Annotated in this window: 12 protein-coding genes; 3 read left to right on the top strand and 9 right to left on the bottom strand. The window is 63.0% G+C overall.

Features of this window, described 5'->3' with window-relative positions; genetic code table 11:
• Window positions 1-199 precede the first annotated feature (199 nt).
• Both QME24_RS13970 and QME24_RS13965 read right to left on the bottom strand, forming a co-directional pair.
• Window positions 200-2755, bottom strand: coding sequence for a PepSY domain-containing protein (locus tag QME24_RS13970; protein WP_281690872.1), 2556 nt, complete (start codon window positions 2753-2755; stop codon window positions 200-202).
• Between the two features lie 149 nt (window positions 2756-2904).
• Entirely contained in the window at window positions 2905-5208 is a 2304-nt protein-coding gene (locus tag QME24_RS13965; RefSeq protein WP_064314424.1) for a TonB-dependent siderophore receptor, read from the bottom strand.
• Between the two features lie 220 nt (window positions 5209-5428).
• Between QME24_RS13965 and QME24_RS13960 the strand changes: the two genes are divergently transcribed.
• The gene (locus QME24_RS13960) at window positions 5429-6109 is read left to right on the top strand and encodes a Fe2+-dependent dioxygenase (protein WP_029885073.1); all 681 of its coding nucleotides are present in this window, start codon (window positions 5429-5431) and stop codon (window positions 6107-6109) included.
• Window positions 6110-6111: 2 nt separating this feature from the next.
• Entirely contained in the window at window positions 6112-6861 is a 750-nt protein-coding gene (locus QME24_RS13955; protein ID WP_029885072.1) for a tetratricopeptide repeat protein, read from the top strand.
• A gap of 105 nt (window positions 6862-6966) precedes the next feature.
• Here QME24_RS13955 and QME24_RS13950 read toward each other — a convergent pair whose 3' ends face one another.
• The 5 genes from QME24_RS13950 to QME24_RS13930 form a co-directional block, all read right to left on the bottom strand.
• Window positions 6967-8130 carry a type III PLP-dependent enzyme gene (locus QME24_RS13950; protein WP_029885071.1) on the bottom strand — a complete coding sequence of 388 codons (1164 nt, stop codon included), beginning with the start codon at window positions 8128-8130 and terminating at the stop codon, window positions 6967-6969.
• Window positions 8131-8635: 505 nt separating this feature from the next.
• Complete coding sequence (locus QME24_RS13945; protein WP_054911402.1) at window positions 8636-9793, bottom strand: ABC transporter ATP-binding protein; 1158 nt, start codon at window positions 9791-9793, stop codon at window positions 8636-8638.
• On the bottom strand, window positions 9790-10443 hold the full coding sequence (locus QME24_RS13940; protein ID WP_054905881.1) for an ABC transporter permease: 654 nt from the start codon (window positions 10441-10443) through the stop codon (window positions 9790-9792). Before QME24_RS13940 ends, QME24_RS13945 begins: the two co-directional genes overlap by 4 nt.
• Complete coding sequence (locus QME24_RS13935) at window positions 10440-11354, bottom strand: glycine betaine ABC transporter substrate-binding protein (protein ID WP_029885068.1); 915 nt, start codon at window positions 11352-11354, stop codon at window positions 10440-10442. Before QME24_RS13935 ends, QME24_RS13940 begins: the two co-directional genes overlap by 4 nt.
• Before the next feature lie 13 nt (window positions 11355-11367).
• The gene (locus QME24_RS13930) at window positions 11368-12081 is read right to left on the bottom strand and encodes an ABC transporter permease (RefSeq protein WP_054905882.1); all 714 of its coding nucleotides are present in this window, start codon (window positions 12079-12081) and stop codon (window positions 11368-11370) included.
• Between the two features lie 455 nt (window positions 12082-12536).
• Here QME24_RS13930 and QME24_RS13925 point away from each other — a divergent pair, with 455 nt between their 5' ends.
• Complete coding sequence (locus QME24_RS13925; protein WP_003248481.1) at window positions 12537-14120, top strand: peptide chain release factor 3; 1584 nt, start codon at window positions 12537-12539, stop codon at window positions 14118-14120.
• Window positions 14121-14252: 132 nt separating this feature from the next.
• Here QME24_RS13925 and QME24_RS13920 read toward each other — a convergent pair whose 3' ends face one another.
• On the bottom strand, window positions 14253-15332 hold the full coding sequence (locus QME24_RS13920) for a polyamine ABC transporter substrate-binding protein (RefSeq protein WP_029885066.1): 1080 nt from the start codon (window positions 15330-15332) through the stop codon (window positions 14253-14255).
• Between the two features lie 52 nt (window positions 15333-15384).
• Window positions 15385-15726, bottom strand: a complete 342-nt coding sequence (locus QME24_RS13915; protein WP_009685143.1) for a cupin domain-containing protein — start codon at window positions 15724-15726, stop codon at window positions 15385-15387.
• Window positions 15727-15755: the final 29 nt, after the last annotated feature.

Here is a 15755-nt window from a genome sequence, read left to right as displayed (position 1 = left end):
GCACCAAGGCGTTCGCGCGCGAATCCCACAGGAATAATTGGCCCGAAACAAACGTAGGAGCGAGCGCAGCTCGCGATGCGCCGCGCGGGCGGCGCTCGATCTCACAGGCGCTGCCATACCTTGTGGCAAACACCTGTCAGCCCTAAGGCGATCCCTGTGGGAGCTGGATAGGGCCAGTGCCGGCTACATCAAAGGCTGATCAGTACACATCCCGCCGATACCGCCCATCCTCGATCAATTGCTGCACAGCAGCCTCCCCAAGGATGCCATTGAGCGCCGCATCCACCCCCGCAGCCATGCCTTGCAGGCTGCCGCAGACATACACACACGCACCCTCTGCCAGCCAACGCTTGAACGCCTCGGCCTGCTGCAGCAACACATCCTGCACATACACTTTCTCGGCTTGATCGCGAGAGAACGCCAGGTCCAGCCGTGCCAGGTCGCCGTTGGCCAGCCAGCCTTGCAGCTCTTCACCACACAACAGGTCATGGGCGCGGTTACGCTCACCGAACAGCAGCCAGTTGCGCTGCTCCCCCGCATTCACCCGCGCCCGCATCAGGCTGCGCAGGCCGGCCAGGCCAGTGCCGTTGCCGATCAGGATCATGGGTGCGGCGTGGCCCGGCAGGTGGAAGCTGCTGTTGCGGCGCAGGCGCAGGCTCAAGGTGCCATTGAGCGGCAGGTATTCGGTCAACCAGCCGGAACCCAGGCCCAGCTGCCCATCGGCGTGGCGCTCCTGGCGTACGATCAACTCGAGCACGCCATCGCTGGCAATCGAGGCGATGGAGTATTCACGGCTGCCAATCGGCACCAGGGCATCGACCAGCGCCTGCGGCTGCAGCCCGACCAAGTGATCACGGCGCGTGGGCAACTGGCGACCGGCCAGCGCCTGGGCCAGGGTTTCACTCAGGCCATTGACCTGCACCGCTGTGGTTGCATCGACCGCCATGCCCTTGAGGAACGCGGCGACCCGCGGTGGACCATTGAGTGGCAGCACTTCCACCAGGTCGCCAGCCTCCCAACTGACCGGGGTTTGCGGTTGCAAGCCGAGCAGGTAGACCGGCCGGCCCTGGCTGCCGGGGTTGAGCAGCTTGCGCTGCACCAGCGTCCAGTTGGCGAAACTTGGGGGTTGCCAGGCGGCCACCGGCTGGGCCCCGGTCAGCTGCGCCAGCGCTTGCTGCCACTGCTGCAGGGCAGCCTGGTCGGCATTGTCCACTTCCACCGGGCTGAACGCGCTGTTGGCCCCGCGCTCGGCGAGCCACGCTTGCAGGCGGCGGGCGAAACCGCAGAAGTGCGGGTACTGGCGATCGCCAAGGGCGAGCAAGGCGTAGCTGAGGTTGTTCAGCGCCCAGGGCTGCCCGAGCACTTTGCGCTCGAAGGCTCGCGCGCTGTCGGGGGCTTCACCGTCGCCGAAGGTGCTGACCACAAACAGTGCGCGGCGGGCCTGGCGCAAGTCTGCCTCACCCAGTTCGGCCAGGGCGCGGACCTGCACCGGCAGGCCGGCTGCCTGCAACTGGCCGGCGCTCTGCCAGGCCAGTTGCTCGGCCAGGCCGCTCTGGCTGGCGAAACCGATCAGCCAGCTGTCGCCGTTACCACTGTTGGCGGCCACGCTGCCGCGAGCGGCGCGCACCTGGCGCTTCTTGCGGCGGCGGTCGAGGTATAGCAGCCAGCCGGTGACGAAGAACAGCGGCATGGTCAGGCTGGCGATGGTGACGATGATGCGCCCCGGCAGGCCAAAGTATTCACCCACATGCAGGGCGTAGACGCTTTGCAGCAGTTGGGCCTTGAAGGATTTGTCGGTATAGCGCTCCTGGCGCCTGACCTGGCCGGTGGCCGGGTCCAGCACCAGGGTGTTGAAGGCCCGTGGGTGGTCGGCGCTGTCCAGCAAGTAGAACAGGTTGGCCGGCTGACCGCCTGCCGCTGGCAGGCGCAGGTTGTACGCCGCCAGGCCGGGCCCGGCAGCCTGTTTGAGGCTGGTCCAGATGGCATCGTAGTCGACCACCCGCGGCGGCGCATTGGGGTCGACCTTTTGCGGCCCGTGGCGGCCGCGGCCCTCACCGCGTTTGTGCTGCTGGCCAGCGGCCGGGACATCGGCCAGCAGCCTGTTCAGGCCTTCGCGGTACCACTCGTAGGACCAGAACAGCCCGGTCAGGGCAAACAGCAGGTAGAACAGCAGGCACCAGGTGCCGGCCACGGCGTGCAGGTCCCAGTTGAAGGCGCGGCCCTTCTTGGCCCAGTCCAAGGTCAGCCATGTGCGCCAGTTAAGCGCCTTGCGCGGCCAGCGCAGGTACAGGCCGGACAGGCAGAAAAACACCAGCAGCAGGGTGCAAGCGCCCGTGATCTGCCGGCCGGTATCACCCATCGCCAGGAAGCGGTGCAGGGTGAGCATGAGGTTGAAGAAGCCTTGCCCGGCCACTTCGCCCTTGAGCTCGCCGGTGTACGGGTCGGCGTAGCGCAGCAGGCCACGGCGTTCGCCCGGTGCGGGCATGAAGAAGATACGGGCGGCATTGCCTTCGCGCACATCCACCCACAGCATCGATACCTTCTCGTGTTGCTGGGCTTCGACCCGTTGCACCAGCTCGGCTGGCGGCAGTACGCCTTCGGCGCGCACCTCGACCTTCAGCACGTCGGCATTGAAGGCGCGCAGCAGTTCTTCCTGGAACGAGTACAGAGCTCCGGTAATGCCCATCAAGGCCAGCACCAGGCCAGCGGTGATGCCAAAGAACCAGTGCAATTGGAACAGCGTCTTCTTCACCACATCATCACCTTGTGTTTCTGCCGCATGCTGCGCGGCGTGCATTATGCCTTGATACGCAAAAGCCCCGCTCACGGAGATGAACGGGGCCGGGGTGGGTGTTTTTTAGCGTGTTGCGTTTTACCAGCGCCGCCCGGTCAACCCAACCCCTGTCAGAAGTGCACGCTGGTGGTCAGCAATGCCGTGCGCCCAGCCGCCTGGTTGGCGAAGTGGGTGGAGAAGGTCTTGTCGTAGTAAACCTCGTTGGTCAGGTTCTGCACGTTCAATTGCAGGTCGATGTTCTTGGTCAGCTTGTAGGCAGCCATGGCGTCGTAGCGTACATAGCTGTCGACCATGGTGGTGTTGGCTACGCTGCCGTACACGTCATCCACGTAGAACGCACCGCCGCCCACGGTCAGCTTTGGTGTAATCGCGTAGGTGGTCCACACGCTGGCGCTGTTGTTCGGGGTGTTCGGCAACTGGTTGCCGTCGTTGGCCTTGCCCAGCGGGCCGCCGTCGATCTGGCGGGCCTGCATGTAGGTGTAGCCAGCGAACACTTGCCACTTGGCGGTGATCTTGCCGCTGGCCGACAGTTCGATACCCTGCACGCGGGTTTCGCCGACGTTCTCGTAGCTTGTGGTACCGACCTGAACGCGCGCGTTTTCCTTCTCGGTGCGGAACAGCGCGGCGGTCAGCGACAGGCGCTGGTCGAGCAGGTCCCACTTGGTGCCGATTTCGTAGTTGGTGGTTTCTTCCGGCTCCATGTCGCTGCTCAACAGGTTGCCGGCACGGTCGGTGGTGTTGCCCAGTGGGTTGGCCTCCATGCCTTCGCCCAGCATTGCACCCGGTGGGGTAGCAGAGGTGGCGTAGGACACGTAGACGCTGCCGTTGTCGGCCGGTTTCCATACCAGGCCCAGCTGGCCGGTGACGAACTCGCTGGTATCCTTGCCTTTGGCGGCTACGCCCTTGGCATTGACCACGGTGGCGCCAGCAGCGTCATAGGTGCGGTACTGGGTATCGAAGTGGTCGTAACGCAGGCCCATGTTCACCAGCCATGCAGGCGACAACTCAAGGGTGTTGAATACATACAGGGCGCGGGTGTCGCTCTTGGTGTCGGTGCCGGCGTAGTTGCGGGCGATGCTGCCGTTCCACGGGTCATCCGGGTTCGGGTTGCTCAGCGAGGTGCAGTTGTAGCCGCTGTTGGCGCCGATCAGGCCGGGGTTGCACACGGATGCGTTCAGCCCGGTGTTGGTGTTGACGGTGTAGCTGGAGCGGTCGCTTTCTTCGCGGCCCAGCTCGATGCCGGTGGAGAAGCTGTTCTTCATGCCGCCCAGGTAGAACTCGCCAAACAGGTCGGTCTGGTTGGTGGTGGTGGCGGTGTTGCCAACGCGGGTGTTGGCCCGGCGCCAGACGCTGCCGTTGTTGACGTTGCCCTTGCTGTCGTCCGGTTGGGTGAGGATGTAGTCCTGCATGCTGTTGCCGTGGCGCAGGGTGTTCTTCACGGTCAGCGCGTCGGTCAGGTCGTGTTCGATGGCGAAGGTGGCGATATCCACCCGGCTCTTGCGGAAGTCGCGACCGCTCAGGCCATAGAAGTTGTCGCTGTCGCCGCCATCATCCGGCTTGCTCGGGTGGGCCGAAGTACGGGCAGCGCTGCCAGCCAACGGAATGCTGTACGGGATGCCCGAGTCCGGCAGGTCGTCGCTTTCCAGGTGGTAGTAGTCGAGGTTGACGCGGGTTGGCGTGCCCAGGCCGAAGGCCAGCGACGGGGCGATGCCCCAGCGGTCGTAGTTCACCTTGTCGCGGCCGGCGACGTTGCTTTCATGGGTCATTAGGTTCAGGCGGCCGGCCACGGTATCGCTGAATTGGTAGTTACCGTCGAAGGTATAGCGTTGGGTCTGGTCGCTGCCCCAGGTCCAGGCACCGTCCAGCGAGTTGCCCAGGTGCGCGCGCTTGCTCACCAGGTTGATGGTACCGCCCGCTGCCCCGCGGCCACCTACGGCGGAGTTCGGGCCCTTGGCCACTTCAACCGACTCGATGGCGAAGATTTCGCGGGTTTGTGCGCCAGTGTCGCGCACGCCGTCCAGGTAGGTGTCGCCCTGGGCGTCGAAACCGCGAATGAACGGGCGGTCGCCTTGCGGGTTGCCACCTTCGCCGGCGCCGAAGGTAATGCCTGGCACGGTGCGCAGCGCGTCTTGCAGGGTCAGGGCGTTGGTATCCTTGATCACCTGTTGCGGGATCACCGTGACCGAGCGCGGGGTGTCCACCAACGGCGCAGTGTACTTCTGCGAAGCAGCGCGCTCGGTTTTGTAGTCGCTGCTGGCCTGCTCAGCCTTGCCGTTCACGCTGGTGGCATCCAGGGTGATGGCACTGCTGGCAGCCGGGTCGGCGGCGTAGGCCGACGATGCGCCAAGCGCGATGCCTATGGCGCTAACGATCAGACGCGGTGAGCTTACTGCAGATGGTACGGACTGGCGCATTGCTGGAAACCTTCCCCAAGGTGGTGAGGCGGCGGATACTAATGTAATCGATTGTGACTAACAATTGAGATTCGTTACCATTCGTGAAGAATTTACAATCTTTACAATTTGCCCTTAAATTTCCAATCGGCTGAAACGTCCTAAGCGGCGAAAAGGCTTGTGTAGCGCAAAAGGGAATCAATATCATTGGGCCTTTACAGTTCCCGACGGTAACCTTGCCATGCTGCTGCACATCCCAGGCCTGTTCGCCGCTGACGAACTGGCCCGTATTCGCGAGGCGCTGGAGCAGGCTGACTGGGCCGATGGCAAGGTGACTGCCGGCTACCAGTCGGCCAAGGCCAAGCACAACCTGCAACTGCCAGAAGGGCACCCGCTGGCCAAGGAAATCGGCACCGCGCTGATCGACCGCCTGTGGAAGACCCCGCGCTTCCTGTCGGCGGCGTTGCCGCACAAGGTGTTCCCGCCACTGATCAATTGCTACCGCGAGGGCGGCAATTTCGGCTTTCACATCGACAATGCCCTGCGCCAGCCCAAGGGCAGCCCGGAGCGCGTGCGTACCGACCTGTCGTCCACGCTGTTTCTCAGCGACCCGGGCAGCTACGACGGGGGGGAACTGGTCATACAGGACACCTATGGTGAGCAGCAGGTCAAGCTGGCGGCCGGAGACCTGGTGCTGTACCCCGGCACCAGCCTGCACAAGGTCAACCCGGTCACCCGCGGGCAGCGCTATGCCGCCTTCTTCTGGACCCAGAGCCTGGTGCGTGAGGACAGCCAGCGCGCGCTGCTGTTCGAAATGGACAATGCCATCCAGCAACTGACGGCCGATGTGCCAGAACACCCTGCGTTGCTGCAATTGACGGGGACCTACCACAACCTGCTGCGCCGCTGGGCCGAGGTCTGACCGTGGGCTATCAGTTGCGGCGTGAGGAAGTGCTGGACGTGGCCGGGTTGCGGGCCATGCTTGAGCAAAGCCCGGGCAAGGCGGCCCAGGCCATCCTGGCAGCGGCGGGGCAGGGCGTGGTCGAAGCGCAGTTGCTGCTCGGGCAGATCCTGCTCGATGGGCGCGGGATAGAAGCCGACGCCGAGGTTGCCCGGCGCTGGTTTGCCATTGCCGCGCAAGGTGGCAACGCCATGGCGCATAACATGCTCGGGCGTTGCCTGGAGCATGGCTGGGGCGGTGCGGTAAACCTGGCTCAAGCCGCCGTGCACTATGCCCGCGCCGCCGATGCCGGGCTTGCTTGGGGGCTGTACAACCTGGGTAACCTGCTGGCGACCGGGCGTGGTGTGCCGGCCAACCAGGCGCAGGCGCTGATGTGCTACGAGAAGGCCGCACAGCAGGGGCATGCCAAGTCGATGAACCTGTACGGGCGCTATCTGGAGCAGGGCATTGCCACCGCGCCCAGCCCCGCGCGTGCGGTGCGCTGGTATCGCCGGTCGGCCGAGGCAGGGGATTTTCGCGGCATGTTCAGCCTGGGGCTGGTGCTGGTCGAGCGTGGCCAGGTAGCCGAGGCTGCGCCTTGGCTGGAGCGTGCGCGGGTCGAGGGTAACCTGAATTTCCTGCGTGCGGCGCTGGTGACCCTGCAGGGCGCGGGGCCGGTGCTCATGGCGTTTGCCGCGCGCTATGCCGAGGAAATCGAACGGCGCGAAGCTTGAAGTTGCCTGTGCTGGCCCAATCGCCGGCAAGCCGGCTCCCACCTCGATAGCGCTGATCTCGGCATCTGCACACATGAAAACGGGGCCTCGCGGCCCCGTTGTGCATTATAGGTAGTAGGCCTTCAGCGGCGGGAAGCCGTTGAATTCCACTGCGCTGTAGCTGGTGGTGTAGGCACCGGTCGACAGCCAGTACAGGCGGTCACCAATGGCCAGGTTCAGCGGCAGGCCGTACTTGTAGTTCTCGTACATGATGTCGGCGCTGTCGCAGGTAGGGCCGGCGATGACCACTTCTTCGGTTTCGCCTTTCTTCTCGGTCCAGATCGGGAACTTGATGGCTTCGTCCATGGTTTCGATCAAGCCGGAGAACTTGCCCACGTCGGTGTAGATCCAGCGCTCGACGGCGGTACGCGACTTGCGTGCAACCAGCACCACTTCGCTGACCAGGATGCCGGCGTTGGCGATCAGCGAACGGCCAGGTTCGAGGATGATTTCCGGCAGCTCGTCACCAAAGTCTTCCTTGAGGAAGCGAATGATTTCTTCGGCGTAGGTTTCCAGGCTGTTGGTACGGGTGATGTAGTTGGCCGGGAAGCCACCGCCCATGTTGATCAGCTTCAGTTCGATGCCGTCTTCTTCCTTCAGGCGCTCGAAGATCACCTTGACCTTGGCGATGGCGGCGTCCCACACGCTGATGTCGCGCTGTTGCGAACCGACGTGGAAGGAGATGCCGTAGGGCACCAGGCCCAGGTCGCGGGCCAGGATCAGCAGGTCCATGGCCATGTCGGTCTGGCAGCCGAATTTGCGCGACAGCGGCCAGTCGGCAGTGGTCGAGCCTTCGGTGAGGATACGCACGTACACTTTCGAGCCCGGGGCGGCCTTGGCGATGTTGCGCAGGTCGGCTTCGGAGTCGGTGGCATACAGGCGCACGCCCTTCTCGTAGAAGTAGCGGATGTCCTTGGACTTCTTGATGGTGTTGCCATAGCTGATGCGGTCAGCGCTGACGCCGCGGCCCAACACCTTGTCCAGCTCGTAGATCGAGGCGATGTCGAAGCTCGAACCTTTCTCCTTGAGCAGGTCGATGATCTCGACAGCCGGGTTGGCCTTCACCGCATAGTAGACCTTGGCGAATTCGAAACCCGCGCGCAGGTCGTCGTAGGCCTGGCTGATCATCTGGGTATCGATGAGTACGAACGGGGTTTCCTGCTTGTCGGCGAACGCCTTCATTTTCTGGAAGGTATCACGCGCGAAATAGTCTTCGACCTGGATCGACATGCTCAGGGACTCCATGGGCAAACTGAAAGATTAAGTGGCTGCAAACTGAACGTCCTCCGTATCCCCACTTTGGTTCGCCTACTCAGTACTTGAGCCGGATGGATCGTTTCCAGCATGGACGTTCGGCGCGCACTTTAGGGCGTGAAGAATGCAGAATCAACAGGCAATCCTGGCGTGATCGGCGTTGATCGGCCACCTGTCGTTTGAATAAACGACTCATATGACCGGCTGATGTTCCCGGTGGTGTTTCAAGCGTAAAAAATTGTGGAATGGACCACGCCGGCCCATGTGCGGGTGAGGCCGCTGCTACAGGGTTTTGACCTACCCTGTGGCAGCAGCTTGATGCCCGATGGCACCGGAGGTGTTCATATTTATGGCCACGCTTTTCTGGTACCCACGTACCGAAAATCGCGCATAAATTTTTTGTTACCGACCAACGGATGCGACGTTTCAGGTGCGGGAAACCCGTATCCGCACCTTGCTGCGCATCACTGGGCAGCGCTCCTCAGGATGCCACCGCCTCGGCCGGGGAGACGATGCTGGTCTTGGCGCCGCGTGAGCGGCCGGAACTCAGGTACGCCGCAATCGACTCCTGTGTCACCTCGCCGAGGAACACCTGCTCGGCATCCAGCACCGGCAACCACGCCCGGTTGAACTCGTACATGCGCGACAGCAGGATGCGCAGGTGCTCGTCGTGCGAGGCAGTGGCGTTGAACGGGCGCAGGAAGTCACCACAGGTGCCCTGCTGGCGGTGCATGTCCCGCCGGCGTACATAGCCCAGGGCCTTGTTCTGCGCGTCGGTGACCACCACGTAGCGGCGGTCGTGTTCGTCGAGCAGTTCCAGCGCATCGCTTACCGGGGTTTCCGGGCTGACCGCCGGGGCGTTGTCTGCCGCATCTTCGGCGCGCACCAGCAGCAGGCGCTTGAGGGTGCTGTCCTGGCCTACGAAGTTGCTCACGAACTCGTCTGCCGGGTGCGCCAGCAGGGTGTCGGGGTGGTCCAGCTGCAGCAACTTGCCGGCACGGAAGATGGCAATCTTGTCGCCAAGCTTGATCGCTTCGTCGATGTCGTGGCTGACCATGATCACGGTCTTGTTCAGCGCCCGTTGCATTTCGAAGAATTCGTTCTGGATCATTTCACGGTTGATCGGGTCGACCGCGCCGAACGGTTCGTCCATCAACAGCACCGGCGCATCGGCCGCCAGCGCGCGGATCACGCCGATACGCTGCTGCTGGCCACCGGAAAGCTCGCGCGGGTAGCGTTGCAGGTACTGTTTGGGCTCGAGCTTGATCATGTGCATCAGTTCGCGGGCGCGTTCGTGGCATTTCTGCTTGTCCCAGCCGAGCAGGCGCGGCACCACGGTGATGTTCTCTTCGATGGTCATGTTGGGGAACAGGCCGATCTGCTGGATCACATAGCCGATGTGCCGGCGCAGGGTCACTTCGTCCAGCCCGGTGGTGTCCTCGCCATTGATGAACACCTGGCCCGAGGTTGGCGTGATCAGGCGGTTGATCATTTTCAGCGTGGTGCTTTTGCCGCAGCCCGATGGGCCGAGGAACACGCAGATTTCCCCTTCGTTGACGGTGAGGCTTACCGCGTCGACGGCTTTGACGTCCTTGCCGTTGACGTTGAAGGTTTTGCTGAGGTTCTTCAGTTCGATCATGAGCGCAGTCCTTCTGGAGTCAGGGCACGTTGCAGGGTTTGCAGCAGCAGGTCGGCGATGATGGCCAGCAGGCTGACCAGTACCGCGCCGACCAGCAGCATCGACATGTCGCTGCGGCTGATGGAGGTCAGGATCAGCACGCCAAGGCCGCCGGCGCCGATGGTGGCGGCAATGGTCATGACGCCGATGTTCATCACCACGGCGGTACGCACGCCGGCGAGGATCACCGGCACGGCGATGGGCAGCTCGACCATGCGCAGGCGCTGGCCGAAGGTCATGCCGATGCCGCGCGCGGCTTCGCGGATGCCGGGTTCGACATTGGTCAGGGCCAGGTAGGTGTTGCGCATGATCGGCAACAGCGAATACAGGAACACGGCGGTAATCGCTGGGAGCGGCCCGAGGCCTTGGCCGAATTTGGAGTAAAGCGGCAGCAACAGGCCGAACAGGGCGATCGACGGGATGGTCAGCAGTACCGTGGCGCTGGCCTGCAGCGGGCCGGCCAGGGCAGGGAAGCGGGTCATGAGGATGCCCAGCGGCACGCCCACCAGAATCGCCAGGCCCACGGCCACACCGACCAGCATGATGTGTTGGCCGGTCAGGTTCAGTACCTGGGTCCAGTCGAGGTGGTTGAAGGTATCGATCAGGTTCATGGCTGGCCCTCGCTGGTCAGTGGGTGATCGCGCAGGAAGGCGGCGGCCACGGCGGTCGGGTTCTGGTGCTCGACATCGACCTTGGCGTTGAGCTGGCGCATGGTTTCATCGTCCAGTTGCTCGGCCAGCGGTTTGAGCAGCCCCGCCAGCTGCGGGTTGGCGTCGAGCACGGCCTTGCGCACCACCGGCGCGGCCGTGTAGTCAGGGAAGTAGTGCTTGTCGTCTTCCAGCAGCTTCAGGTTGAAGGCGCTCAGGCGGCCATCGGTGGTGTACACCAGGCCGGCGAACACCTGGTTGTTGCGCATGGCGGTGTAGACCAGGCCCGCGTCCATCTGGCGGATGTTGGCGCGGCCCAGTTGCAGGTCGTACATCGCCTTCAGGCCGACCAGGCCATCGGGGCGGTTGGCGAACTCGGTGTCCAGCGCCACCAAGTGCTTGCGCTCGCTTTCGTCACGCAGTACCTGGTTAAGGTCGCTGATGCTGTTGACCTGCGGATAGGCCTCGGCCACTTGCTTGGGCAGGCCCAAGGCGTAGGTGTTGCTGAACTTCGACGGGGTCAGCCAGACCAGGCCTTTTTTCGCGTCCAGCGCCTTGACCTTGGCGTAGGTGGCTTCGGCGCTGGGCATGCGTTCTTCGATGTGGTTGTACGACACCAGCGATACGCCGGTGTATTCCCACATCAGGTCGAGCTGGCCGGTTTCCTGGGCCTGGCGCGCGATGTTGCTACCCAGGCCGGTGGTGACGCGCACGTCGAAACCGTTGGCACGCAGGTACTGCGCGGTGATTTCGGCCAGTACGGTCTGTTCGGTGAACACCCGCGCGCCGATGCGGATCTGGGGCTTTTCCGCTGCCTGGGCAACTCCTGCGAACAGCAAGGCCGCGCCCAGCAGCAAGGCGATTGTTTTCTTCATGCGTTCCCTATCCTTAGTGGGCCAGGCCACGTTCCAGCCAGCGCTTGCTGGAGAAACTCACCGCCGCGTCCAGTAGCAGGGCCAGCAGTGCGGTACAGGCGGCCCCCAGCAGCAGCTGGGGCTGGTTGTTCAGGGCGATGCCGGGGAAGATCAGGCTGCCCAGGCTATTGGCGCCAATCAGGAATGCCAGCGGTGCGGTGCCCACGTTCAAGGCCAGGGCCACGCGAACACCGCCGACAATGATTGGCACGGCGTTGGGCAGCTCGACCTGCCACAGTTGCTGGCGTGGGGTCATGCCAATGCCCGTGGCGGCTTCCTTGAGCGAGGCGGGGACGTTTTTCAGGCCTTCGTAGGTGTTGCGCACGATGGGCAGGAGGGAGGCGAGGAACAGTGCGAAGATCGCCGGCCCGGCGCCGATGCCCAGGATACTCAGGGCGATGGCCAGAACGGCCAGGGGAGGAATGGTATTGCCAACGTTGAAGAACTGCATGAAGCGCTCGGCTTGGTCGACCCGGTGCGGCCGACTGAGCGCAATGCCGGCGGGGATGCCCACGGCCAGTGCCGCCGCCATCGAGGCCAGCACCAATACCAGGTGCGCTTGCAGGTAGAACCCAAGATCGTCGCGATACCGCGCGATCGTGTCGATGCCGATCCAGTGGACCAGCAGGGCCAGGATGACGAGCACGGCGGCCCATCCCAACAGCCCTTTACCGTAGCGTTTAGCCACAGGCGGACTCCTTGTGTTGTCGGCGAGCACACTTCTTGGTTGCCGGCCAGGGGTGGCGGCGGGTGGTGTGTTCGCGAGTAGCAGTCAGATGCAAACCGAAGGCTGCGATCTGGCCATGAGCCGAACCCCGTCGGGCCCGAAAATGCTGATGAAACCAGCCCTCAACCGAAGCGGGTTGCAGGGGAGTGGACGTCTCCAAGGCCCTAAAGGTTCCCATTTGAGGCGGCATTTGGCCAGCGTTAATCACTGGGGGAATGCAAACCTGGCGCGAGAAAACAGCGGCTTGGCGCGCTGCAGGCGTTGAAATAACTGCCCTGTGGCCATTTGTCGTGATAAAGCGATTGTGTGGTGAATCTGCTGCCAGACCTGCAACCTCTCAATCAGCAGATTTTGGTCCCCGCCCAACTTCAGGTATGATATCGCCCCTTTCAAATCCCCCAGTCAGGCGATTTCCCATGACCAACCAGGCCGCCGAAGTCGCGAAGCGCCGCACTTTCGCAATCATTTCCCACCCCGACGCCGGTAAGACCACCATCACCGAAAAGCTGCTGCTGATGGGCAAGGCCATTGCCGTCGCCGGTACCGTGAAGTCGCGCAAGTCCGACCGCCATGCCACTTCCGACTGGATGGAAATGGAGAAGCAGCGCGGCATCTCCATCACCACCTCGGTGATGCAGTTCCCGTACCGCGAGCACATGATCAACCTGCTCGACACCCCCGGCCACGAAGACTTTTCCGAAGACACCTACCGTACCCTGACCGCCGTGGACTCGGCGCTGATGGTGCTGGACGGCGGTAAAGGTGTAGAGCCGCGGACCATCGCCCTGATGGACGTCTGCCGCCTGCGCGACACGCCCATCGTCAGCTTCATCAACAAACTCGACCGTGACATTCGCGACCCGATCGAACTGCTCGACGAGATCGAGGCGGTGCTGAAGATCAAGGCCGCGCCGATCACCTGGCCGATCGGTTGCTACCGTGACTTCAAGGGCGTGTACCACCTCACCGGTGACTACATCGTGGTGTACACCCCTGGCCACGGCCATGAGCGCACCGAGGCCAAGATCATCCAGAAGCTGGACTCCGACGAGGCCCGTGCCCACCTGGGTGACCAATACGATTCGTTCGTCGAGCAACTGGAGCTGGTGCAGGGTGCTTGCCACGAGTTCAACCAGGAAGAGTTCATCAATGGCCAACTGACCCCGGTGTTCTTCGGTACGGCACTCGGTAACTTCGGTGTCGACCACGTGCTCGACGCGGTGGTCGACTGGGCGCCGCGGCCGCTGGGGCGTGTGGCCCACGAACGTACCGTAGAGCCGGTCGAAGAGAAGTTCACCGGTTTCGTGTTCAAGATCCAGGCGAACATGGACCCGAAACACCGCGACCGTATCGCGTTCATGCGCATCTGCTCGGGCAAGTACGAAAAGGGCATGAAGATGCGCCACGTGCGCCTGAACAAGGACCTGCGTATCGGCGATGCGCTGACCTTCTTCTCCTCCGAGCGTGAGCAACTGGAAGAGGCCTTTGCCGGCGACATCATCGGCCTGCACAACCACGGCACCATCCAGATCGGTGATACCTTCACCGAAGGCGAGGCCCTGGGCTTTACCGGTATCCCGCACTTCGCCCCGGAGCTGTTCCGCCGTGTGCGCCTGAAGGACCCGCTGAAGTCCAAGCAGCTGCGCCAGGGCTTGCAGCAGCTGGCGGAAGAGGGTGCCACGCAGGTGTTCTTCCCTGAGCGCAGCAACGACATCATCCTGGGTGCGGTCGGTGTGCTGCAGTTCGACGTGGTCGCCAGCCGCCTGAAGGAAGAGTACAAGGTCGAGTGCGCCTACGAGCCGATCACCGTGTGGTCGGCCCGCTGGATCAGCTGCGACGACAAGAAGAAGCTCGAGGAATTCCAGACCAAGGCCATGGAAAACCTGGCCATCGATGGTGGCGGCCACCTCACTTACCTGGCGCCGACCCGGGTCAACCTGGCGCTGATGGAAGAACGCTGGCCGGACATCAAGTTCCGCGCTACCCGCGAGCACCACTGACTATTGGATTTGGGGCTGCCTTGCAGCCCTTCGCGGGCACGCCCGCTTCCACAAGGCTATCACTGCCCTCAGCTCTGGTGATATCCCTGTGGGAGCGGGCGTGCCCGCGAAGGGCCGCAAAGCGGCCCCATTTCAATTCCCGGCCTTGATACTGGTCCAGATCCGCGTCCTGATACGGTCGATCTTGGCCGGCATCGCCTCCAGCGCATACAGCTTGCCCATCACGGCCTCGCTCGGGTAAATCATCGCATTGCCTTTCAGCGCAGGGTCCACCAGCCCGTCTGCCTTGAGGTTGCCGTTGGCATACTGCACATGGTTGCTGATGTTGGCCATCACCTCCGGCTGCATCAGGTAGTTCATGTAGGCATAGCCAGCCTTTTCATCCGGCGCATCGGCCGGCATGGCCACCATGTCGAACCACAACGGCGCGCCTTCCTTGGGTATCGAATAGCCCACCTTGACGCCGTTGTGCGCCTCTTCGGCGCGGTTCTTCGCCTGCAGCACATCCCCCGAGAAGCCCACCACCACGCAGACATCGCCGTTGGCCAGGTCGCCAGTGTATTTCGAGGAGTGGAAGTAGCTGATGTAGGGCCGTACCTGCATCAACAGCGCCTTGGCCTTGTCGTAGTCTGCCGGGTTCTGGCTGTGGTGCGGCAGGCCCAGGTAGTGCAGGGCAATCGGCAGCAGCTCGGGGCCGTTGTCCAGCACCGCTACACCGCAGCTTTTCAGCTTGCTCATGTATTCGGGCTTGAAGATCAGGTCCCACGAGTCCAGCGGCGCGTTGTCGCCCAGTACCGCCTTGACCTTGTCGATGTTGTAGCCGATTCCGGTGCTGCCCCACAGGTAGGGGAAACCGTACTGGTTGCCCGGGTCATTCACCTCCAGCGCCTTGAGCAGCACCGGGTTGAGGTTCTGCCAGTTGGGCAGCTGCGACTTGTCCAGGCGTTTCAAGGCCTTGCCCTGGATCTGCCGGGCCATGAAGTGGTTGGAGGGGAACACCACGTCGTAGCCAGAGTTGCCGGTCATCAGCTTGCCGTCGAGGGTTTCGTTGCTGTCATACACGTCGTAGGTGGGCACGATGCCAGTGGCTTGCTGGAAATTTTTCAGCGTGTCGGGTGCCACGTAGCTGGACCAGTTGTAGATTTTCACCGTTTCGGCGGCACTGGCCACACTGGCGGCCAGCATCAAGGGTGCAAGAAGGCGTGTGCGCATGTCGGGGTTACCTTGCTTTGTCTGTCGTTATCGAAGGCAGGCGATTAGCGGATCAGAAAATCAGTACGTAGGTCTTGCGCACGGTTTCCTGGATGTCCCAGGTGCCGGTGCTATTGGCCGGTAGCATCAATGCGTCTCCGGCTTCTATAAGCAGGGGCTCGCCACCGTCGGGGGTGAAGGTGCAGCGGCCCTTGATGAAATGGCAGAACTCCTGTTGCACGATCTGCCGCCGCCAACGCCCGGGGGTGCACTCCCAGATACCGGTTTCGACGCCGTCGTCGCGTTCCACGCTGGTGACCGAAGCCACTGCCACGGGTTCGCCGAGCGGCACCGCTACCGGGCTGGCGCTAGCCAGTGCGACGCTGTCGGTATTCTTGAACTGGGTGATGCGCATGACCGGTGGATCCTGTGTAGGGGAAAGGG

Source organism: Pseudomonas sp. PARCl1, from assembly GCF_947311875.1.
Lineage (GTDB): Bacteria > Pseudomonadota > Gammaproteobacteria > Pseudomonadales > Pseudomonadaceae > Aquipseudomonas > Aquipseudomonas juntendi.
Note: the sequence above shows the minus strand (reverse complement) of the source record. Positions and strands in the feature narration are given on the sequence as shown.